This window comes from Pelomonas sp. SE-A7 (assembly GCF_030345705.1).
GTDB lineage: Bacteria > Pseudomonadota > Gammaproteobacteria > Burkholderiales > Burkholderiaceae_C > JAUASW01.
In genome coordinates, this window is sequence record NZ_JAUASW010000001.1 from 2,333,951 (window position 1) to 2,353,761 (window position 19,811).

A 19,811-nucleotide genomic window follows, 5' to 3' on the forward strand; every position below is an offset into this window, starting at 1 on the left:
GGCTCAGCGGCCGTGCGACTGGGCCTCGAGCACCTGCTCGCTGACCCGGCGCGCGGCCCGCAGCACCAGGGTCTCGTCCATCTGGGCCTGGGCCGCCATGCTCTGGGCCACCGCCTCCAGTTCGCCTGGCTCGTTCATCAGCACCCAGGCCAGGGCCGAGATCGCGCAGATGGAGCGGCGCTGGATGGCTTCGCCCAGCACCATGGTGTCTTGGACCTGCACGTGGAAACGCACGCTGGACACGGCGGCGGGGGCGAGGCCCCAGCTCTCGCAAAGCGCGGCGCCGAGGGCATCGTGGCTGACACCGAAGGCCGTGTGTTCCAGCTGCACCAGCTCGGCATCACGCGTGGCCGCGCGCAGCATGGACGGATAGTGGGCCGGCGCATGGCGGTAAAGCACGGCCTTGCCGCATTCCTCGAACAGGCCGGCCGAATGCGCGGCCCAGGGATCGACGCCCAGCATCTGACCCATGCGGCCCATCAGCAGGCCACGCTGCGAGGCGCGGGTCCAGACCGGCTCCAGCTCGACGGCCGGCGGAAATGCGGCGCGCAGCCCCATCTCGAAGGTGATGGCCGAGACCTCGCGCATGCCCAGATAAGTCAGCGCCTGGTGCACGGTCTGCACCCGGCCCTTGAGGCCGTAGAGCGAGGAGTTGACCGCCTTGAGCACGGCGGCCGCCAGGGCCATGTCCGACTCGATCAGGGTGGTCAGCGCCTGCAGATCGACATCCTCGGCCGCCATCAGCAGGGAGAGCTTGACCAGCACTTCGGGCTGGGTCGGGATCTCGATGTCTAGCGAGCGCAGTTGAGGATCGACGGGCATGGTGCTGGATTGTGAGAGCGGGACGACGGGCTGCGCAATGGTAGCCGTACTAGGTCAGGCTCAGCGCAGGAAAGCATCCCACGCGGTCTTCAGAATCAGCGCGCCCACCACGCAGATGAACATGACTCTGACGAAGCCGGCACCACGCGCCAGGGCCAGCCGCGTGCCAATGAGACTTCCGGTCACATTGGTTACCGCCATCACCGCCGCCACATGCCACCAGACGTGACCCTTGAGCGCGAACAGCAGCAGCGCCGCGGCATTGGTGGCCGTGTTCAGCAGCTTGGCACTGGCCGAGGCATGGAGGAAGTCGAAGCCCAGCAGGCGCACAAACAGGAAGACGAAGAAGCTGCCGGTGCCGGGACCGAAGAAGCCGTCGTAGAAGCCGATGACCAGGCCGATCAGGCTGGCAATGAGGGCTTGCGCCCGACCGTCAAAGCGCGGGGCATGCTCGCGGCCGAGATCTTTGCGCGCCAAGGTGTAGACGAACACCGCCACCAGGATCAGTGGCAAGGCCTTGCGCAGGCCGTCGGGGCTGATCTGGGTCACGGCCCAGGCGCCGACAAAGCTGCCGACCAGTGCCGCACCAGCCGCCGGGAGCAAGGCCGACCAGGGCAGATCCACCCGGCGCGCGTACTGCCACGTGGCCCAGCCCGTGCCCCAGATCGCGCCGCCCTTGTTGGTGCCGAACAGCGTGGCCGGCGCCGCCTGCGGGAACACGCCGAACAGCGCGGGCACGAGGATCAGGCCCCCACCGCCGACGACGGCATCGATGAAACCGGCCAGCAAGGAGGCCAGGGCCGCGACGGCGATTTCAAACATCAGGAGCTGCTTATGGGTCTTGGAGCGAGGGCGACGCGGGAGGCAGGCAAGTGCAGCCCACAAAGAAACGGGCGCCTGGCTTTTGGCCGGCGCCCGCGAATTGTGACTGTGTCACCGAATCAATTCGTTCGAGTTGCTCTGCTTGTCTTTGTCTCCTCAGCCCCGCCGGCGCACGCTGCTCGCACAGCGGCGCTTCGAGTGACGCGACTTTAGGGTTTGGCCCCAACGCACGCACTTGGGGTTTCACCCGAAGCCGATGCACCAAATCTGGATGTGAGCAAGTGCACACAGCCTGAATATTCGAGTCAGGATCTCGATTTGGAGCATTCCTACAAACGCACCTTTTCAACGAGCGAAGCCAGGATTCGCGCAAATGAGGGGGTCGCCCGGCGCGCGCCGCTCCCCTCGAAAGCGGTGATTTGTATATATGGCGCAACAGCGTTTCCAGGCATTCGCGGCGACGATACGACCCTTGCGTATTGGCGTCAGGCCAGCCATTGCTGTTGGCGGGTCTTGGACGTACGGAGTTTGTCGCGTCATGCCGACTGTCACAGACCCACAACATGCACGCGGCAAAGTCGCCGCCGACCACGCCGGCTGTTGCAGCAGGGGTCAGGCATGTCTGTGGCGCCCACCCAGGTGGGCATGGGCCAGTCACAAAGGCAAGGACATTTCAAGCCGTACTTTCTCTGGCGTGGCGCAAATGAGGAGCAAAACGTTTGCGACCCCCTCGGGTGCTACATTTTTTTGACGTTGAACCCTCCCGGATTCGTTGGCATCTTTTCAGGAGTAAGACAGATGAGTGACAGGAATTGGACCGGCTTCTCGCTGTCGGCGCTGGGCGCCGCAGTGGCCATCGTGACCGCCGCCCCGGCGTTCGCGCAGAACACGACCGCCGCCGTCAACGGCCGCATCACCTCGCCTGATGGCAAGCCGGTGGCCGCTGCCACCGTGACCATCGTCCACCGCGAGTCGGGTTCGACCAACACGCTGACCACCGATGCCGAAGGTCGTTACTCGGCTCGCGGCCTGCGCGTCGGCGGCCCCTACGACATCACGGTTGCCAAGGGTGCCGACAAGGAAGCCCGCAACGGCATCTTCCTGGCCCTGGCCGAAAACCTGAACCTGGACGTGCGCCTGGGCTCGCAGCAGCTGCAGACGGTGACCATCACCGGCAGCGCCTCGGCCGCCAGCAAGTTCAACAGCGGCACCATGGGTGCCGGCACCAGCATCGGCCGCAACGAGCTCGACGCCTACGCCTCGGTCGCCCGGAACCTCCAGGATTACGCCCGTACCGATCCGCGCCTGTCGCAGACCGACAAGGAGCGCGGCGAGATCTCGGCCGCCGGCCAGAACGTCCGCTACAACTCGGTCACCATCGACGGCGTCACCATCAATGACACCTTCGGCCTGGAAGCCAACAACATGCCGACGGCCAAGCAGCCGATCTCGATCGATGCGATCCAGTCGGTGCAGGTCAACATCTCGAACTACGACGTGACCCAGAAGGGTTACACCGGCGCCAACATCAACGCCGTCACCAAGTCGGGCACGAACGAGCTCAAGGGCAGCGTCTACTACGTCTACCGCAACGACAAGCTGGTGGGCTCGCGCTTCAACCGCGCCAATGACAGCTACTTCAACTTCCTGCCCTTCAAGGAAGACACCAAGGGCTTCACCCTGGGTGGCCCCATCGTCAAGGACAAGCTGTTCTTCTTCGCCAGCTACGAAGAGCTGAAGAGCACCCGCGCCCAGCCCGAGTTCGGCCCGGTCGGCAGCCCGCTGACCAACGTCGCCATCTCGCAGTCCTCGCTTGACTCGCTCAAGAGCATTGCCAAGAGCAAGTACAACATGGAGGTCGGTGATGCCAACGGCCCCAGCGTCCTGAACGTCAAGGACTCGCTGGTCAAGCTGGACTGGAACATCAGCGACAAGCACCGCGCCAACGTCCGCTTCGCCCGCACCGAGCAGAGCGAGACCAACTTCGGCAGCTTCAGCGCCACGGCCATCAACCTGACCTCGTGGTGGTGGGAGCAAGAGAAGAAGATCGACACCGTTGTCGGCCAGATCTTCTCGGACTGGACGCCCAACTTCTCGACCGAGCTGAAGATCTCGAACCGCGACTACCACAGCGAGCCCAAGAACCACGCGAACCTGCCGGCCATGGCCCTGCAGTTCACGGGTCCGGCACCGGCCGGTTCGCCCGCCGGCGTCAATACCGGCAGCCGCTTCGTCAACTTCGGTACCGAGCTGAGCCGTCACTACAACATCCTGGACACCAAGACCCAGGATGCCTACTTCGGCGCCAACTGGGTCATCGACGACCACGAGCTGAAGTTCGGCGCGGACTACGCCAAGAACAAGGTGTTCAACGCCTTCTTCCAGAACACCAAGGGCAACTACACCTTCAGCTGCCAGAACAGCAGCGCGACCTACACCTACAGCTTCGGCGCGATCAACTGCGGCACGGCCACGGCCGCCCAGATCGAAGCCGCCGTGCTGGAGAACTTCAACATCGGCCGTGCGTCCTCGTACCAGGTACAGACCCCGGTGCCCGGCGGCACGCTGGATGACGGCATCGCCAAGTGGGCCCTGGCCCAGACCGGCCTGTTCCTGCAGGACACCTGGACCGTCAACGACCGCCTGACCGTGACGGCCGGCGTCCGCGTGGACCAGCTGTCCACCAACGACAAGCCGGCCCGCAACGCCGCCGCCGCCGCCGCCACCGTGGCCGGCTCGGTCAACGGCACCACGGTCGTCCGCAACAGCGGCGGCTTCGGTCTGGACAACTCGGCCAACGTCGATGGCGCCAACCTGGTCCAGCCGCGCTTCGGCTTCAACTACCTGCTGAACGACAAGAAGGACGCCAAGGCCCAGGTGCGCGGCGGTTTCGGTCTGTTCCAGGGTGCGGCTGCCAACGTCTGGCTGTCCAACCCCTACTCCAACACCGGCCTGGCCACCCAGGTCATCGGTTGCGGCATCTCGGGCTTCGGCACCTGCGCCAGCACCGGCGGCCTGTTCAACCCGGATCCGACCAAGCAGGTCACCAGCTTCGCCGGTACCCAGCCGGCGGCCAACGTGGACTTCGTCCAGCCCGGCATGAGCCAGCCTTCGGTCTGGAAGCTGAACCTGGCCTATGACGGTCAGCTGCCTTGGGGTGGCCTGGAATGGTCGGCTGAATGGCTGTACACCAAGACTGATTCGGGCATCTACTACAAGCACCTGAACCTGGGCGCTGCCACCAAGATCGGTCCGGATGGCCGCGAGATGTTCTTCCGTCCGGAAGGCTACAACCCGGCCTGCTACACCGCCACCGGCGGCACGGTCACCTCGGGCGCCTGCGCCACGCCGACCGGCCAGACCCGCACCCGCGCACTCAGCAACCCGGCGTTCAACAACGTGCTGCTGGCGGCCGAGTCGAAGAAGGGCTCGGGCAACTCGCTGACGCTATCGCTGTCGCAACCGGCTCGCCAGGGCTTCGGCTGGAGCGTGGCCTACAGCCGCTCTTCCGCCACCGAAGTGAGCCCGCTGACCTCGTCGGTCTCGAACTCCAACTTCAACGCCCGCGCCATTTTCAACCCGAACGAAGACACGGCCGCCAACTCGGCAGCCCTGATCAAGGATCGCATCAGCGCCGCGGTCAACTGGTCCAAGGCCTTCATCGGCAACTACAAGACCACGGTGGGCCTGTTCTACGAAGGCCGCAAGGGCAAGCCCTACAGCTGGACCTATCGCAACGACATGAACGGCGACGGCGTCGTCAACGACCTGATGTACATCCCGACCGCCTTCGGTTCGGGAGACGTCGAGTTCCTGGGCGACACGGCGGCCAGCAAGGTCAACGAAACCAACTTCTGGAACATCGTCAATTCCTACAAGGAACTGCGTGACTCCAAGGGTGGTGTCGTGAAGCGCTTCGGCAGCATCTCGCCGTGGGCCAACAGCTTCGACCTGCGCATCAGCCAGCAGATCCCGGGCTTCACCGAGAAGCACAAGGGTTCGTTCTCGTTCGACATCCTGAACGTGGGCAACCTGATCAACCCGCGCTGGGGCCGCATCAACGAAGTGGCCTTCGCCTCGGCCGGTGGCAACAAGCGCACCTTCGTGAACTACGTCGGCCTGAACGCCGCCGGCAAGTACATCTACCAGGTCAACACCAACATCGACGACGTGACCCTGAAGCAAGTCAAGGGCGAGTCGCAATGGGCGGTGCAGGCCACGGTCAAGTACGAGTTCTGATCGTTCTTCCCAAGCCTCTCTCCATGAGCCCCGGCCTAGGCCGGGGCTTTTTTTTTGCCCCCGCAGAAACCCTGAGGAACTTTTTGAGCCCCTGCCCGCAATAGCTAGAGTCAGCACGACCCGAACCCCTGATCCGATGATGCCCTTCGTCAGTCCGGCCGCCGCCAGCGAGGCAAGCAGCGAAACCGTCGCCCTGTTGCGCCGGCTGGGCCGTGGCGAATCCGAGGCGCTGGACCAGCTCTACCGCCGCGAGTCGGCCTCGGTCTACCGCTATGCGCTGGCCCTGAGCGGCAACCCGGCCTGGGCGGCCGACGCGATGCAGGACGCCTTCGTCAGCCTCGCTGCCCGGCCCCAGGGCTTCGATCCGCTACGCGGCACGCTGGGCGCCTACCTGGCCGGCATTGCCCGCCATGCGCTGATGCAGCGCTGGCGCGAACCGGGTGCGCCCGACCCCGAGCAGGAGCTCTCGTCCGACGAACTCCATCCCTCGCCCGAGGAACTGCTGGTGCGGGCCCAGGACCAGGCCGAGATCTGGGCCGCGATACGCCGCCTGCCCTGGCCGCAACGCGAGGCCCTGGTCCTGGTGGACCTGCAGCACCGCCCCTATGTCGAAGCCGCCCTGATCGCCGGCATTGAAATCAACACCTTGCGCACCCGGCTGCACCGGGCGCGCCTTCGGCTGGCCGAATTCCTGAACGCCGGCCGTGGAGAGCAGCGATGAGCAGCAGTAGCCCCTTCCCCACGCATCCCCCGTCGCAGAGCCTGCGTCCCTTGTCGGCCTGGCTGGAAGACTGCGCGACCGAACTTGGCACCGAACAGGTCACGCCGGCCCGCGACGCCGCCGCCCGCCATGCCATGCAGCTGTCGCTGCAATGCCGACCCAAGGCCGCCCGCCAGCCCTGGTGGCGTCGCTTGTTCAGCCGTGAGCCGGCAGCTGCTGGCGGCAAGCGCGCCAGCTGGGCCGCACCGCTGGCCTGGTCGGGCGCCGGCGCCTGCGGCCTCCTGCTGGTGGCTGCCAGCGCCCTGCTGCTGCTGGAACCCCCGCCTTCGGCCGACCAGACCGCCTACGCCACCGACTTCGTACCCCTGGTGCCGCCCGACCGATGGGCCAGCTATCTGCAGGAGACCGGCCAGGCCCGCGCCTGGCTGGTCAGCACCGAATTGCCGCGCGACCGCCTGGCCCTGATGGGCCTGCCCTACGACCCCAGCCAGGCCGGCGAGCGCGTCAAGGCCGAGCTGCTGATGCATCCATCCGGCGACCTGCTGGCCGTGCGCTTCGTTCGCTGAATCCCGCCCTCTTCCACCCGACTTCCCCACCGCTTCCTCTCTTTCTCACCGAGGTACACCATGAAGCACCGCAACCACCGCATCGCCGCCGCCTGCCTGCTGGCCGGCCTGGCCACCACCGCCGCCCAGGCCCAGACCTGGGTCGCCCAAGACGGCGCCGAACAGGCCAAGGAGCAGCAGGTCCGCATCCAGGTCCAGGACCTGCATGCCCAGGCCAAGGCCCAGCACGCCGAAGCCACGGAGCGGTACGCCAAGGCCAAGGAGCAGCACGCCGTGATGCTGGCCCAGGCCGGCGAAGCCCATGCCCGCTTCATCGCCGAGGACATGGCCTTCGCGGCCCATGAGCTGGGCGGCGAGCGCGTGGTCAAGGGCGCGCCCTACTGTGCCGAGGCCACGCACGAGACCATCCAGCCGCTCGCCGATGGCAACCGCATCTACCGCAAGCAGACCAGCAAGCTGTGCCGCGACGGCGAAGGCCGCACCCGCCAGGAAGTCGAGCGCAATGGCAAGCGCAGCATCTTCCTGAACGACCCGGTCGCCAAGGAGCACTGGGTGCTGGACCCCGAGGCCAAGACGGCCCGCAACCTGCGCATCGCCATCAACCGCGACTTCAATTTCAACTTCGGCGACGGCGCCAGCTGGCAGGGCATAGGCGACAAGGTGCAGGAGCGGGTGCGCGAGATCACCAAGCGCATCGGCGAACCGGGCGCGCCGCGCGCCGAGCTGCCCAAGGCTCCCGAGGCCGCCCAGCCCGCACCACCGACCCCGGCCGTGATCAGCCGCACCGAGAGCACCGACGACAAGGGCCGCACCCGCCGCGACGTCGAGGTCCGCGTGATCCGCACCGGCGACGGCCAGACCATCACCACGGTGCCGCCGGTGCCCGGCGTGCCGGGAACGCCCATGGTCGCTCCGGTCCCACCGGTGCCTCCCATGGTGCAGCTGCGCGCCCTGAACCTGGCCCCCCGCGGCCCCGGCGTGGCCAGCTCGCTGGGTACCAAGGACGTCGAGGGTGTCAAGGCCAACGGCGAGAAAACCACCTGGACCGTCGAGGCCGGCAAGATGGGTAACGAAAAGCCCATGGTGACCACGCGCGAGGTCTGGACCTCGCCCGACCTGATGCTGACCGTCAGCTCGCGCGACTTCGATCCGCGTTCCGGCGAGGTCAACTACAAGCTGCACAACATCAAGCGCGGCGAGCCGGATGCCAACCTGTTCAAGGTGCCAGCCGACTACGAAAAGCCCCGCATGAAGGCCCCGGCGGCGAGCAAGGGGTAAGAAGCGGGCAGGCCTAGTGCGCGGCTGTTGGCCTGAAGGCCAGCTGCTGCGCCACGAAGCCGTCCATCGCCTCAAGCAGCCCCTGGTACGGGGCTGCATTGCCTTGCTCCAGCTGCATCAGGGCCAGCGTCGTCGCTTCCAGCGTCGACAACTGTCCGGCTGCATCGGCCCGGCGCAGCGAGGCATAGCGGCTGGCCGGCGCATCGGCCAGCGAAAGCCGCGGCAAGGCAGTCAGCCAGGGATTCAGGTGAATCAGCTTGCGGCTCTTGCGCCAGCTGCCGTCCAGCACGATCAGCCGCATCCGTTCCGGCAGCGGCAAGGCAGCACCCGCGTCAGCGCCCGGGTAGAGCAGCCAGCTCTGGCGGCCGTCGTCGAGTTCGCTCGGATCAAAGCGTTCGCCGACTTTCAGCACGCAATTCGAGAGGCTGAGCCGCAGCAGCGCGGCCGTGCCCTTGGCTTCCCCCTGCTCGTCCGGATGCTGGAGCAGCAGGACCTCGACCCGATTGCTCACCGACCTGACCCAGGCGCACAGACAGGCGGCGAGCGGCCGCTCGCAGCGCGGGCACAGCGGACGGCTCATGGTTCGCGCCGACGCACCTGCAGTTCGGCATAGCCAGTCGCGGCGTCCAGCTCGCGGCGAAGCTCCCAACCGGGCAGCCACGCGACCAGCAGCTCGGCCGTGGTGCGGACCCGGCTGCCGGCCATCAGATGGCCACCATAGACCTGGCCGTTGACGTCGGAAATGCTGGCGTGCAGATGAGCTCCCTCGCGGGTGAGCGAGCCAGTCAGGCTCAGCAGCTCCACATCGCCTTCCAGCTCCATCACCAGCTCCGCCCCGGCCAGGCGCAGCCGCGTCGGCTTCAGGCTGCCCAGGCCAGCCACGACGAAGCCGGCGCCGCGCTCGCGGGCCAGCGCTTCCAGCGCCGCGCGCAGGTCGGTGCCGGGCGGCAGTCTCAAGGGTTCCAGGCTGTCGTTCATGAGGACTATGCTAGCGGCTTGTGCGGCCGCCGGGTCCCACCTATTCTGCGAGCCCGACCCTTGCCGGAGATCCGCGATGAAGCCCACGCCCGCCGACTGGCCGCGCCTGTCCAGCTCGCTGTTCTACGAGAACGCCAACGAGGCCATCGCCTGGCTGATGGAGGCCTTTGGTTTCGAGCTGCGCATCAAGGTCGATGCCGAGGACGGCTCGGTGCTGCACAGCGAACTCACCTATGGCGAGGCGGTGATCATGGTGTCGGAGGGCGGCGCCGAGCGTGCCGCCCGCTTCGGGACGCCGCTGCACAGCCCCAAGGTCTTGGGCGGCGCCAACACGCAGAGCGTGATGCTCTATGTGGACGACGTCGACGCCCATTGCGAACGCGCCCGCAGCTGCGGCGCCACCATCACGGCCGAGCCGGTGCTGTGCGACTACGGCCCGGAATACTGGGCCGACCGCAGCTACGGCGCGCTCGACTGCGATGGCCACCTGTGGTGGTTCTCGCAGCGCATCCGCGGCTGATGGATTGATGCGGACTCAGCTGGCCCGCTTGGCCAGCAGGGCGCGGCCCACACGCGAGACCGGCGGGCGGCCCAGCACATTGGAGATGAAGGCGCCGGCATCGACCAGCTTGTCTATGTCGATGCCGGTGTCTATGCCGAGTCCGTTCAGCATGAAGACCACGTCTTCGGTCGCCACATTGCCGGTGGCGCCCTTGGCGTAAGGGCAGCCACCCAGGCCGGCCACGCTGGCATCGAAATGGTGGATGCCCATCTCCAGGCAGGCGTAGATGTTGGACAGGGCCTGGCCGTAGGTGTCGTGGAAATGGCCGCTGACCTCGTGCAGCGGATAGTGCTTCAAGGCCCGCTCCATCGCCGCCTGGATGCGCCGCGGCGTGCCCACGCCAATGGTGTCGGCCACGCCCATGTGGTCCACGCCAATGTCCTTCATCAGCTGGACCACGCGCTCCACCTTGTCGGGATGGATGTCACCCTCGTAAGGGCAGCCCACGGCGCAGGACAGCGCCCCGCGCACCTTGAGCCCGGCCGCATGGGCGGCGGCGACCACGGGCGCGAAGCGCTCGATGCTCTCGGCCACGCTGCAGTTGATGTTCTTCTGGCTGAAGGCCTCGGAGGCCGCGCCGAAGACCACGATCTCGGCCGGCTTGGTCGGCAAGGCGGCCTCCAGGCCCTTCATGTTCGGCGTCAGCACGCTGTAGCGCACGCCGGGATGGCGCGTGATCGCCGCCATCACCGCCTCGTTGTCGCCCATCTGCGGCACCCACTTGGGGCTGACAAAGCTGGTGACCTCGATGTTGCGCAGGCCGGCCTGCTGCAGCATCTCGACCAGCTGGGCCTTGTGCTCGGTGGCGACCGGCTGCTTTTCGTTCTGCAGGCCGTCGCGGGGGCCGACGTCGACGAGGGTGACTTGAGTGGGCAACGCGGACATCTCAAGCCTCCAGGCGGATAAGTTCCGCGCCGTCCGTCACCTGGTCACCGACCGAGTAAAGGATCTCGGCCACCACGCCGTCGCGCGGCGCATGGATCTGGTGTTCCATCTTCATCGCCTCCATCACGGCCAGGGCCTGGCCCTTGGTGACCTTGTCGCCGGCAGCGACCAGGAAGGACACCATCTTGCCCGGCATGGGCGCGCTCAGGCGGCCGCCCTCGGAAGCCCCCTCGCCGGCATGGGCGATCACGTCGAACTCGGTCAGCTCGGCCGAGCCCTGCGGCGCGAACACGGTGACGCGCTCGCCGCGGGCATAGGTCTTCACCGCGATGCGGCGCAGGTTCAGGCCCTCGCCCAGCAGCAGCTCATGGGCTTCCTGGCTGGCCGAGTTGACCGCGAACGGAATCTCCTCGCCGGCCACCGTGAGCTGCATGCCGCCCTGGTGGTGGCGCGACAGCAGCACGCGGTGGTGCTCGCCATTGAAGTCCAGCTCGAAGCGGCGCACGGCCGAACCGAAGATGCGCCAGCCGTCGCGGCGGCTCCAGGGATCGTCGCTCTGCTGCGTGGCTTCGACGGCCAGCGTATGGGCCACGACAGCGGCAGCCGCCACATCAAGCGGCAGACCGGGCTGGCCGAACAGCGCGGCCTTCTCACGCTCGATCAGCGCGGTGTCCAGGTCGGCACCGGCAAACGACTTGGTCGCGGCGCAGCGGCGCAGGAAGGCTACGTTGGTCTGCAGGCCCACGATGTGGGTGTCGCGCAGCGCGGCATCGAGCCGGGCCAGGGCCTGCTCGCGGTCCTCGCCCCAGACGATCAGCTTGGCGACCATGGAGTCGTAGTAGGGGCTGATCTCGTCGCCCTCGCCCACGCCGGCATCCAGCCGCACGGTGCCGCGCTCGAAGCTCACATGCGAAGGCCAGCGAGCCACGTCGAGGCGCCCGGTGGCAGGAAGAAAACCGGCCTCGGGGTTCTCGGCGCAGATGCGGGCCTCAATGGCGTGGCCGTTCATGCGCAGCTCGGATTGCTTGAGCGGCAGCGGCTCGCCGCCAGCCACGCGCAGCTGCCACTCGACCAGGTCCTGGCCGGTGATCGCCTCGGTCACCGGATGCTCGACCTGCAGGCGCGTGTTCATTTCCATGAAATAGAAGCGGCCATCCTGCTCGCAGATGAACTCCACCGTGCCGGCGCCCACATAGCCCACGGCCTTGGCCGCGGCCACGGCGGCCTCGCCCATCTCGCGGCGGCGGGCCTCGGTCATGCCCGGGGCCGGCGCTTCCTCCAGCACCTTCTGGTGGCGGCGCTGCACCGAGCAGTCGCGCTCGAACAGGAAGACGCAGTCGCCGTGGCTGTCGCCGAAGACCTGGATCTCGATGTGGCGCGGCTTCTGCACATAGCGCTCGATCAGCACGGCATCGTCGCCGAAGCTGTTGATCGCCTCGCGCTTGCAGGAGGCCAGTGCAGCTTCAAATTCATCCGCCGCATAGACCGCGCGCATGCCCTTGCCGCCACCACCGGCGCTGGCCTTGATCAGCACCGGATAGCCGATGCGATCCGCCTCGCTCTTCAGCAGCTCGGGGTTCTGGTCGGCGCCGTGATAGCCCGGCACCAGGGGCACGCCGGCCTGCTCCATCAGCCGCTTGGACTCGGCCTTCAGGCCCATCGCGCGGATCGCCGACGACGGCGGACCTATGAAGACCAGGCCGGCATTCGCGCAGGCCTGGGCGAAGTCCTCGTTCTCGCTCAGAAAGCCATAGCCGGGGTGGATGGCCTCGGCGCCGGTGGCGCAGGCGGCATCGATGATGCGCTGCCACTGAAGGTAGGAGTCCTTCGGCGCCGGACCGCCGATCAGCACGCCTTCGTCGCAGGCCTGCACATGCCTGGCCCGGGCATCGGCTTCGGAGTAGACGGCCACGGTCTTGACGCCGAGGCGGCGCGCGGTGGCTGCCACGCGGCAGGCGATTTCGCCGCGGTTGGCGATCAGGATCTTCTTGAACATGGCCGTCTGTCTCCGTCTTGTGCTGGGCGTCTGGATTCGTCAGTGCGTCTGGCAGGGACGCGCCGGCGGCTGCTCGTCGGCGGCCGGCTTGGCCATCAGCATGATCTTGGCTTCCTTGCTGCCCGACTCGCCGTGCGAGAGCTCGGCCTCGGTAGCGCAGTGCATGCCCAGCCGGCTCAGCAGGGCGCGGTCCTTCTCGGCCTGCGGGTTGCTGGTGGTCAAGAGCTTGTCGCCATAGAACATGGAATTGGCACCGGCCATGAAGCAGAGGGCCTGCATGGCCTCGGGCATCTCCTCGCGGCCGGCCGACAGGCGGACCATGGCGCGCGGCATGCAGATGCGGGCCACGGCAATGGTGCGCACGAACTCGAACGGATCGAGCTGGGCCGTTCCGGCCAGCGGCGTGCCTTCGACCTGGACCAGGTTGTTGATCGGCACCGACTCCGGATAGGGATCCAGGTTGGCCAGCTGCACCACCAGGCCGGCGCGCTGGCGGCGGGTCTCGCCCATGCCCACGATGCCGCCGGAGCAGACCTTGAGGCCCACGCCGCGCACCCGGTCCAGCGTGTCCAGGCGGTCCTGGTAGGTGCGGGTGGTGATGATCTGGCCGTAGAACTCGGGCGCGGTGTCGAGGTTGTGGTTGTAGTAGTCCAGGCCCGCCTGCTGCAGCTGCTCGGCCTGGCCGTCGGCCAGCATGCCGGCGGTCAGACAGGTCTCCAGGCCCAGGGCCTTGACGCTGGAAATCATCTCGCCGATCTGCTCGATATGGCGCTCCTTGGGGGCGCGCCAGGCGGCGCCCATGCAGAAGCGGGTCGCGCCATTGGCCTTGGCGGCCTTGGCGGCTTCCATCACCTCGTCCAGCGGCAAGAGCTTCTCGGCCTTGAGGCCGGTGTCGAAATGGGCCGACTGCGGGCAGTACTTGCAGTCCTCCTCGCAGCCGCCGGTCTTGATCGACAGCAGGGTGGACAGCTGGACCGCATTGGCATCGAAATGCTCGCGGTGCACCTGCTGGGCGCGGAACAGCAGGTCCATGAAGGGCAGCTCGAACAGCTCGGCCACTTCATTGACGGTCCAGGGCTTGCTGTTGCGACGGTCCTCGTCGCGGGTCGGCGTCAACGACTGGATCTGGTTTTGGGTCTGCTTCATGGTTCAGGAGTCTTCAGAGAGAAGTTTCAGCAGCAGCCGGGGCTGCGAAGAAAGATGGGCGGCCACGGCCGCGGGTTCGACCGGCGCGGCCAGGCGCGGCACCTGGCCAAGGCAGGGGACGGCCAGGCCGGCCTGCAGGGCCGCCAGATTGTCCGCCACATGGGCAAACGCCGGATCGGCGGTATTGGCCACCCAGGCGGCCAGCTGGAGGCCGCGCGAACGGATGGCCTCGGCGGTGAGCAGCGCATGGTTGATGCAGCCCAGCCTAAGTCCCACCACCAGGATCACCGGCAGCTGCAGGTCGACGGCCAGGTCGGCCGTATCCCAATCGTCTGTAAGGGGCACGCGGAAACCGCCCACCCCTTCGACCAGGGCCAGGTCCGCCTTGGCCGCGGTCTTGCGGATCGCGGCGAGCAGGGCTTCGCGGTCGATGCTGCGGCCATCGAAGCGGGCCGCGATATGCGGCGCGCAAGGCGTGCGGAACTGCACGGGGCCGACCTCATCGAGGCTCAGGCCCAGGGTCTGGGCGGCGTGCAGCTGCTGCACGTCCTCGTTGACCCAGCGGCCCTGCTCGTCCTGGAACTGGCCGGCCGCCAGCGACTTGATGGGCGCCACGCGCTGGCCCAGCTGCTGCAGGGCGACGGTCAGGCCGGCCGTGATGCAGGTCTTGCCGATCTCGGTGTCGGTGCCGGTGATGAAAAAACCTTTCATCATGCCGAGATCCTCGCCATGTCGGCTGCCGCCGCCTCGAGCGCCGCCAGCAGGCGGTCCACGTCGGCCTCGGTGTGGGTCGCGCACAAGGTGATGCGCAGGCGGGCCTCGCCCTTGCGCACGGTGGGCGGGCGTATGCCGGGCACGCGCAGGCCTTGGCGCTCCAGCCGCGCGGCCAGTTCCATCACCTGCGCATTGCCGCCGACGATCAACGGCCGCACCGGCGTGCTTGAGGGCGCGAGCCGCCAGGCCAGGCCAGGCTGCCGCTTCAAGAGCTTTTCGATGCCGATCGACAGCCGCTGCTGCAGCTCGCGCAGATGCTGGCGGCGCTGCTTGCCCAGCTCGCTCTCGATCAGGTCGAAGCTGGTCAGCAGCGCATGCTCAACGGCCGGCGGCGAGGCGGTCGAGAAGATGTAGTTGCGGGCCGACTGCAAGAGGTACTCGGTGACCGTCGAATGGGCCACGACAAAGGCGCCGGCCAGGCCCGCGGCCTTGCCCAGCGTGCCGACCACGATCAGCCGCTCACTGCGCAGGTCGAAGTGCTCCAGCGAGCCGCGGCCGTTCTCGCCCAGCACGCCGAAGCCATGGGCATCGTCGACGATCAGCCAGGCATCGTGGCGTTCGGCCAGGGCCAGCAGCTGCGGCAGCGGCGCAATGTCGCCGTCCATGCTGAAGACGGCGTCGGTGACGATCAGCTTGAGCTTGGCTGGGCTGGCGTACAGCAGCGCCTCCAGCTGATCCACATCCGCATGGCCGTAGCGCGTGACCTTGGCCTTGGCCAGGCGCGTGCCGTCAATCAGCGAGGCGTGGTTCAGGGCCTCCGAGAAGATCTCGGTGTCGGCATCGCCCAGCGCCGTGACCACGGCCAGGTTGGCCATGTAGCCGGTGCAGAAGCCAAGGGCGCGGGCCTGCGGAATATGCGGCGCGAACCAGTCGGCCAGGGTCTCGGCCACGCGGGCATGGGCGACCGAATGGCCGCTGACCAGGGGCGAGGCGCCGGAGCCGCCGCCGTAGATGCGTGCGCCTTCGGCCAGGGCCTCGGCGATGCGCGGATGGGCGGCCAGACCCAGGTAGTCATTGCTGCAGAACATCAGCAGCTCGCGGGCGACGCCGTCGGCGCCGCGCACGATCTGGTGCGGCGCGGTCGGGCTCTCGGCCTCGCGCAGGAAGCGGGTCAGGTCTTGCGCGGCGAGGGCGCCGAGCTTGGCCTGCAGGTGGTCAATCAGAGAGGACATCGTTCAGCGTGTTCGTCACCGCATTGGCCAGGAAGGACGCGGTGGCCGGGCCTATCAGATAGGGCGGCATCAGGTAGACCGTCTGGCCTATGGGTCGTATCAGCAGCTCGTGGCGGCGCGCCGCCAGATGGAATTTTTCAGCGAAGCGCTCGGGCGCGTCCTTGACGTCGAAGGCCAGGATCATGCCGCGCTGGCGCATCTGCTCGACGCGCTCATGCTCGGCCAACGGCGCAAAGGCGGCGCCCAGCAGCTTGCTCTGCGCCGCATTGCGCTCCAGCTGGCCGGCGTCGAAGCGGTCCAGCACCGCATTGGCGGCGGCACAGGCCAGGGCATTGCCGGTGTAGGAATGCGAATGCAGGAAGCCCCGCGTGACGTCCTCGCTCCAGAAGCTCTTGAAGATGGCTTCGGTGGTCAGCACCAGCGACAGCGGCAGGGTGCCGCCGGTGATGCCCTTGGACAGGAGGATGAAGTCCGGCCACTCGGCTTCGGACTGCTCCCAGGCGAAGAAAGTGCCGGTGCGGCCGCAGCCGACGGCGATCTCGTCGGCGATCAGGTGGACGCCGAATTCGCGCGTCATCGCCCGCAGCGCTCGCAGATAGGCCGGCGAATGCATGACCATGCCGGCGGCGCCCTGCACCAGCGGCTCGACGATGACGGCCGCGACGCTGGCCGAGCGTTCTTCCAGCAAGGCCCGCATCGCGGCCAGCGCCTTGACCTGGCCTTCCGGTCCCTTGCGCGAATCGGGCGACTCGACGATGTGGGCGCGCATCAGCAGCGGGTCATAGGCATCGCGGAAGATGGCCACGTCGGTCACCGCCAGCGCGCCTATGGTCTCGCCGTGATAGCCGTTCTTCAGGCAGACGAATTCGCGCTTCTCGACCTGGCCGAGGTTGCGCCAGCTGTGGAAGCTCTGCTTCAGCGCGATCTCGACCGCGCTGGCGCCGTCGCTGCCGAAGAAGCAGTGGCCCAGGGCGCCGCCAGTGCGCGCGCTCAGCCGCTCGGCCAGGCGCACGGCCGGCTCATGCGTGCAACCGGCCAGCATCACGTGCGGCAGCGTATCGAGCTGCTGCTTGATGGCCGCATTCAGCTGGGCATCGGCATGGCCGAACAGATTGACCCACCAGCTGCTGTTGGCGTCGAAATAGCGATTGCCCTCGAAGTCGTACAGCCAGGCGCCCTCGCCGCGCTGGATCGGCAACGGCGGCATGAGTTCGGCCCGCGCCATCTGGGTGCAGGGATGCCAGACCGCGGCCAGGCTGCGCTGCTGCAGTGCTTGGGTGCTGGTGTTCTCGCTCATGCCAACCACGAAGGCTTGCTCTTGTTGAGGAAGCTCTGCACGCCTTCGCGGCCTTCGCTGCTGGCGCGGATGTCGGCGATGCGGCGGGCCGTGTCGTCGCGCAGCTGCGGCGTGATGGTCTCGTGCGCCAGGTCCTGCACCAGCTTCTTGCAGGCCTTGACAGCGGCCGGGCCGTTGGCCGTTATCGCGGCCAGCAGCGCATCCACCTTCTCATCCAGCGTCTCGGCCGTTGCCAGCTCGTGCACCAGGCCCAGGCGATGCGCTTCGGCGGCCGAGAAGCGCTCGGCGGTCACGAAGTAGCGCCGCGAGGCCTGCTCGCCCAGCGCGCGGATCACGTAGGGGCCAATGGTGGCCGGCAAGAGGCCAAGCTTGGCCTCGCTGAGGCAGAAACCGGCCGAGTCCACCGCCACGACCATGTCGCAGACCGAGACCAGGCCGACGCCGCCGGCATAGACATCGCCCTGCACCCGCGCAATCACCGGCACCGGGCAGCTGTAGATGGTCCACAGCATCTGGGCGAGCGCGCCGGCATCGGCGTGGTTCTCGTCCCAGGAGTAGCCGGCCATGGCCTTCATCCAGTTCAGGTCGGCGCCGGCGCAGAAGGCCTTGCCCTCGGCCGCCAACACGATGGCGCGCAGGCCCGGGTCGCGGCCCAGCTCGGCGAAGGTAGCGGTCAGCTCGGCGATCACCGCCTCGTTGAAGGCGTTGCGGACCTCGGGGCGGTTCAGGGTGACACGGGCCACGGGGCCCTGGCGGTCAATCTTCAGCGTCGTGCTCATGCTCGTGGACTCCCGCTCGCTTACATCCGGAACACGCCGAACTTGGTCTCGGGGATGGGCGCGTTCAGCGCAGCGCTCAGGCCCAGGGCCAGCACGCGGCGGGTGTCGGCCGGGTCGATCACACCGTCGTCCCACAGCCGGGCGCTGGCGTAGTAAGGATGGCCCTGGTCCTCGTACTGCTTCAGGATGGGCGCCTTGAAGGCCTGCTCCTCGTCGGCACTCCACTGGCCGCCCTTGGCCTCGATGCCGTCGCGCTTGACCGTGGCCAGCACCGAAGCGGCCTGCTCGCCGCCCATCACCGAGATGCGGGCGTTGGGCCACATCCAGAGGAAGCGCGGGCTGTAGGCGCGGCCGCACATGCCGTAGTTCCCGGCGCCGAAGCTGCCGCCGATGATGACGGTGAACTTCGGCACCTGGGCGCAGGCCACGGCCGTCACCATCTTGGCGCCGGCGCGGGCGATGCCCTCGTTCTCGTACTTGCGGCCGACCATGAAGCCGGTGATGTTCTGCAGGAACACCAGCGGGATCTTGCGCTGGCAGCACAACTCGATGAAATGCGCGCCCTTGTTCGCGCTCTCGGCGAACAGGATGCCGTTGTTGGCGACGATGCCGACCGGCATGCCCTCGATGTGGGCGAAGCCGCAGACCAGGGTATTGCCGTAGCGGGCCTTGAATTCGTCGAACTCCGAGCCGTCGACCACGCGGGCGATGACCTCGCGCACGTCGAAGGGCTTGCGGGTGTCGGTGGGAATCACGCCATGCAGTTCGGCCGGATCGAAGGCCGGCGCGCGCGGAGTGACGGTAGCCAGCGGGGCCGGCTTGTTGCGGTTCAAACGGGCGACCGACTGGCGGGCCAGGGCCAGCGCATGGGTGTCGTCGTTGGCCAGATGGTCGGCCACGCCGGAGAGGCGGGTGTGCACGTCGCCGCCGCCCAGGTCTTCGGCCGACACGACCTCGCCGGTCGCGGCCTTCACCAGCGGCGGGCCGCCCAGGAAGATGGTGCCCTGGTTCTTGACGATGATGGTCTCGTCGCTCATCGCCGGCACGTAAGCGCCGCCGGCCGTGCACGACCCCATCACCACGGCGATCTGCGGAATGCCCTGGGCCGAGAGATTGGCCTGGTTGAAGAAGATGCGGCCGAAATGGTCGCGGTCCGGGAAGACCTCGTCCTGGTTCGGCAGATTGGCGCCGCCCGAGTCGACGAGGTAGATGCAAGGCAGGTGGTTCTGATCGGCGATCTCCTGCGCGCGCAGGTGCTTCTTGACCGTCACCGGGTAGTAGGTGCCGCCCTTCACCGTGGCGTCGTTGCAGACGATCATGCAGTCCACGCCCGAGACCCGGCCGATGCCGGCGACGATGCCGCCGCCCGGGGCCGCGTTGTCGTACATGTTCAGGCCGGCCAGCGGTGCCAGCTCCAGGAAGGGCGTGCCCGGATCCAGCAGCAGCTCGACCCGCTCGCGCGGCAGCAGCTTGCCGCGGGCCGTGTGCTTGGCGCGGGCCGCCTCGCCGCCGCCCTGGGCGATGGTCTCCAGGCGGGTGTTCAGGTCGACCAGCAACACTTCCATGGCCGCGGCATTGGCCTTGAAGTCGGCCGAGCGGGCGTTCAGCTTGGTGGACAGGACGGGCATGGTGTCTCCGAGGAAATCAGGCCGGCCGCCCGATCTGAGCAGCACTCAAAAATATTCTTGGCCCAGGCCAATCAGACCCGAGCGAGGCGCGAGGATATCTCAGCAAAAACCCTGGCGCAAGCCGACTTGAGCCGTCCTCAAGTTTT

At 67.5% G+C, this 19,811-nt stretch carries 17 protein-coding genes; 5 read left to right on the top strand and 12 right to left on the bottom strand.

Annotation, left to right across the window (positions count from 1 at the left end; all coding sequences use genetic code 11):
• Positions 1-3: 3 nt before the first annotated feature.
• Together QT382_RS10550 and QT382_RS10555 are read right to left on the bottom strand one after the other, a co-directional pair.
• A complete protein-coding gene (locus QT382_RS10550; protein WP_289253991.1) occupies positions 4-822 on the bottom strand; it encodes an HDOD domain-containing protein in 819 nt (272 codons plus the stop codon).
• 60 nt (positions 823-882) lie between these two features.
• Positions 883-1,644 carry a sulfite exporter TauE/SafE family protein gene (locus QT382_RS10555; protein WP_289253992.1) on the bottom strand — a complete coding sequence of 254 codons (762 nt, stop codon included), beginning with the start codon at positions 1,642-1,644 and terminating at the stop codon, positions 883-885.
• A gap of 798 nt (positions 1,645-2,442) precedes the next feature.
• Here QT382_RS10555 and QT382_RS10560 point away from each other — a divergent pair.
• The 4 genes from QT382_RS10560 to QT382_RS10575 all read left to right on the top strand — a co-directional run bounded on the left by QT382_RS10560 (position 2,443) and on the right by QT382_RS10575 (position 8,448).
• Positions 2,443-5,883, top strand: a complete 3,441-nt coding sequence (locus tag QT382_RS10560; protein ID WP_289253993.1) for a TonB-dependent receptor — start codon at positions 2,443-2,445, stop codon at positions 5,881-5,883.
• 139 nt (positions 5,884-6,022) lie between these two features.
• Positions 6,023-6,604: an RNA polymerase sigma factor gene (locus QT382_RS10565; protein WP_289253994.1), complete on the top strand. Its 582-nt coding sequence runs from the start codon at positions 6,023-6,025 to the stop codon at positions 6,602-6,604.
• Positions 6,601-7,170 carry a hypothetical protein gene (locus QT382_RS10570; RefSeq protein WP_289253995.1) on the top strand — a complete coding sequence of 190 codons (570 nt, stop codon included), beginning with the start codon at positions 6,601-6,603 and terminating at the stop codon, positions 7,168-7,170. Before QT382_RS10565 ends, QT382_RS10570 begins: the two co-directional genes overlap by 4 nt.
• Before the next feature lie 60 nt (positions 7,171-7,230).
• Positions 7,231-8,448 (top strand): hypothetical protein, encoded by a 1,218-nt coding sequence (locus tag QT382_RS10575; protein WP_289253996.1) that lies wholly within the window; start codon positions 7,231-7,233, stop codon positions 8,446-8,448.
• 13 nt (positions 8,449-8,461) lie between these two features.
• Here the strand turns inward: QT382_RS10575 and QT382_RS10580 are convergent, their stop codons facing one another.
• Both QT382_RS10580 and QT382_RS10585 read right to left on the bottom strand, forming a co-directional pair.
• Entirely contained in the window at positions 8,462-9,028 is a 567-nt protein-coding gene (locus QT382_RS10580; protein WP_289253997.1) for a tRNA-uridine aminocarboxypropyltransferase, read from the bottom strand.
• Positions 9,025-9,426, bottom strand: coding sequence for a PPC domain-containing DNA-binding protein (locus tag QT382_RS10585; RefSeq protein ID WP_289253998.1), 402 nt, complete (start codon positions 9,424-9,426; stop codon positions 9,025-9,027). The genes QT382_RS10580 and QT382_RS10585 overlap by 4 nt, the downstream gene beginning before the upstream one ends.
• Positions 9,427-9,502: 76 nt before the next feature.
• On the opposite strand from QT382_RS10585, the gene QT382_RS10590 reads away from it, so the two are divergent.
• Positions 9,503-9,946, top strand: a complete 444-nt coding sequence (locus QT382_RS10590; RefSeq protein ID WP_289253999.1) for a VOC family protein — start codon at positions 9,503-9,505, stop codon at positions 9,944-9,946.
• A 15-nt stretch (positions 9,947-9,961) separates the two neighbouring features.
• Here QT382_RS10590 and QT382_RS10595 read toward each other — a convergent pair whose 3' ends face one another.
• Genes QT382_RS10595 through QT382_RS10630 form a run of 8 tightly spaced genes read right to left on the bottom strand, consistent with a single transcriptional unit; the run spans position 9,962 to position 19,665 of the window.
• Positions 9,962-10,873: a hydroxymethylglutaryl-CoA lyase gene (locus QT382_RS10595; protein WP_289254000.1), complete on the bottom strand. Its 912-nt coding sequence runs from the start codon at positions 10,871-10,873 to the stop codon at positions 9,962-9,964.
• A gap of 1 nt (position 10,874) precedes the next feature.
• Positions 10,875-12,869 carry an acetyl/propionyl/methylcrotonyl-CoA carboxylase subunit alpha gene (locus tag QT382_RS10600; RefSeq protein WP_289254001.1) on the bottom strand — a complete coding sequence of 665 codons (1,995 nt, stop codon included), beginning with the start codon at positions 12,867-12,869 and terminating at the stop codon, positions 10,875-10,877.
• A 39-nt stretch (positions 12,870-12,908) separates the two neighbouring features.
• The gene (gene bioB, locus QT382_RS10605; RefSeq protein WP_289254002.1) at positions 12,909-14,015 is read right to left on the bottom strand and encodes a biotin synthase BioB; all 1,107 of its coding nucleotides are present in this window, start codon (positions 14,013-14,015) and stop codon (positions 12,909-12,911) included.
• A gap of 3 nt (positions 14,016-14,018) precedes the next feature.
• Positions 14,019-14,729 (bottom strand): dethiobiotin synthase, encoded by a 711-nt coding sequence (gene bioD / locus QT382_RS10610; RefSeq protein ID WP_353957267.1) that lies wholly within the window; start codon positions 14,727-14,729, stop codon positions 14,019-14,021.
• Positions 14,726-15,961, bottom strand: a complete 1,236-nt coding sequence (gene bioF, locus QT382_RS10615) for an 8-amino-7-oxononanoate synthase (RefSeq protein WP_289254003.1) — start codon at positions 15,959-15,961, stop codon at positions 14,726-14,728. The genes bioD and bioF overlap by 4 nt, the downstream gene beginning before the upstream one ends.
• Positions 15,945-17,258 carry an adenosylmethionine--8-amino-7-oxononanoate transaminase gene (gene bioA, locus QT382_RS10620; protein ID WP_289254004.1) on the bottom strand — a complete coding sequence of 438 codons (1,314 nt, stop codon included), beginning with the start codon at positions 17,256-17,258 and terminating at the stop codon, positions 15,945-15,947. Before bioA ends, bioF begins: the two co-directional genes overlap by 17 nt.
• Positions 17,255-18,037 carry an enoyl-CoA hydratase/isomerase family protein gene (locus QT382_RS10625; RefSeq protein WP_289254005.1) on the bottom strand — a complete coding sequence of 261 codons (783 nt, stop codon included), beginning with the start codon at positions 18,035-18,037 and terminating at the stop codon, positions 17,255-17,257. Before QT382_RS10625 ends, bioA begins: the two co-directional genes overlap by 4 nt.
• 20 nt (positions 18,038-18,057) lie before the next feature.
• Positions 18,058-19,665 carry a carboxyl transferase domain-containing protein gene (locus QT382_RS10630; protein ID WP_289254006.1) on the bottom strand — a complete coding sequence of 536 codons (1,608 nt, stop codon included), beginning with the start codon at positions 19,663-19,665 and terminating at the stop codon, positions 18,058-18,060.
• Positions 19,666-19,811: the final 146 nt, after the last annotated feature.

What these genes read in the sequence shown, in the direction of transcription:
- QT382_RS10550 (WP_289253991.1), bottom strand. Translation starts at nt 822, where the DNA reads ATGCCCGTCGATCCTCAACTGCGCTCGCTAGACATCGAGATCCCGACC.
- QT382_RS10555 (WP_289253992.1), bottom strand. Translation starts at nt 1,644, where the DNA reads ATGTTTGAAATCGCCGTCGCGGCCCTGGCCTCCTTGCTGGCCGGTTTC.
- QT382_RS10560 (WP_289253993.1), top strand. Translation starts at nt 2,443, where the DNA reads ATGAGTGACAGGAATTGGACCGGCTTCTCGCTGTCGGCGCTGGGCGCC.
- QT382_RS10565 (WP_289253994.1), top strand. Translation starts at nt 6,023, where the DNA reads ATGCCCTTCGTCAGTCCGGCCGCCGCCAGCGAGGCAAGCAGCGAAACC.
- QT382_RS10570 (WP_289253995.1), top strand. Translation starts at nt 6,601, where the DNA reads ATGAGCAGCAGTAGCCCCTTCCCCACGCATCCCCCGTCGCAGAGCCTG.
- QT382_RS10575 (WP_289253996.1), top strand. Translation starts at nt 7,231, where the DNA reads ATGAAGCACCGCAACCACCGCATCGCCGCCGCCTGCCTGCTGGCCGGC.
- QT382_RS10580 (WP_289253997.1), bottom strand. Translation starts at nt 9,028, where the DNA reads ATGAGCCGTCCGCTGTGCCCGCGCTGCGAGCGGCCGCTCGCCGCCTGT.
- QT382_RS10585 (WP_289253998.1), bottom strand. Translation starts at nt 9,426, where the DNA reads ATGAACGACAGCCTGGAACCCTTGAGACTGCCGCCCGGCACCGACCTG.
- QT382_RS10590 (WP_289253999.1), top strand. Translation starts at nt 9,503, where the DNA reads ATGAAGCCCACGCCCGCCGACTGGCCGCGCCTGTCCAGCTCGCTGTTC.
- QT382_RS10595 (WP_289254000.1), bottom strand. Translation starts at nt 10,873, where the DNA reads ATGTCCGCGTTGCCCACTCAAGTCACCCTCGTCGACGTCGGCCCCCGC.
- QT382_RS10600 (WP_289254001.1), bottom strand. Translation starts at nt 12,869, where the DNA reads ATGTTCAAGAAGATCCTGATCGCCAACCGCGGCGAAATCGCCTGCCGC.
- bioB (WP_289254002.1), bottom strand. Translation starts at nt 14,015, where the DNA reads ATGAAGCAGACCCAAAACCAGATCCAGTCGTTGACGCCGACCCGCGAC.
- bioD (WP_353957267.1), bottom strand. Translation starts at nt 14,729, where the DNA reads ATGATGAAAGGTTTTTTCATCACCGGCACCGACACCGAGATCGGCAAG.
- bioF (WP_289254003.1), bottom strand. Translation starts at nt 15,961, where the DNA reads ATGTCCTCTCTGATTGACCACCTGCAGGCCAAGCTCGGCGCCCTCGCC.
- bioA (WP_289254004.1), bottom strand. Translation starts at nt 17,258, where the DNA reads ATGAGCGAGAACACCAGCACCCAAGCACTGCAGCAGCGCAGCCTGGCC.
- QT382_RS10625 (WP_289254005.1), bottom strand. Translation starts at nt 18,037, where the DNA reads ATGAGCACGACGCTGAAGATTGACCGCCAGGGCCCCGTGGCCCGTGTC.
- QT382_RS10630 (WP_289254006.1), bottom strand. Translation starts at nt 19,665, where the DNA reads ATGCCCGTCCTGTCCACCAAGCTGAACGCCCGCTCGGCCGACTTCAAG.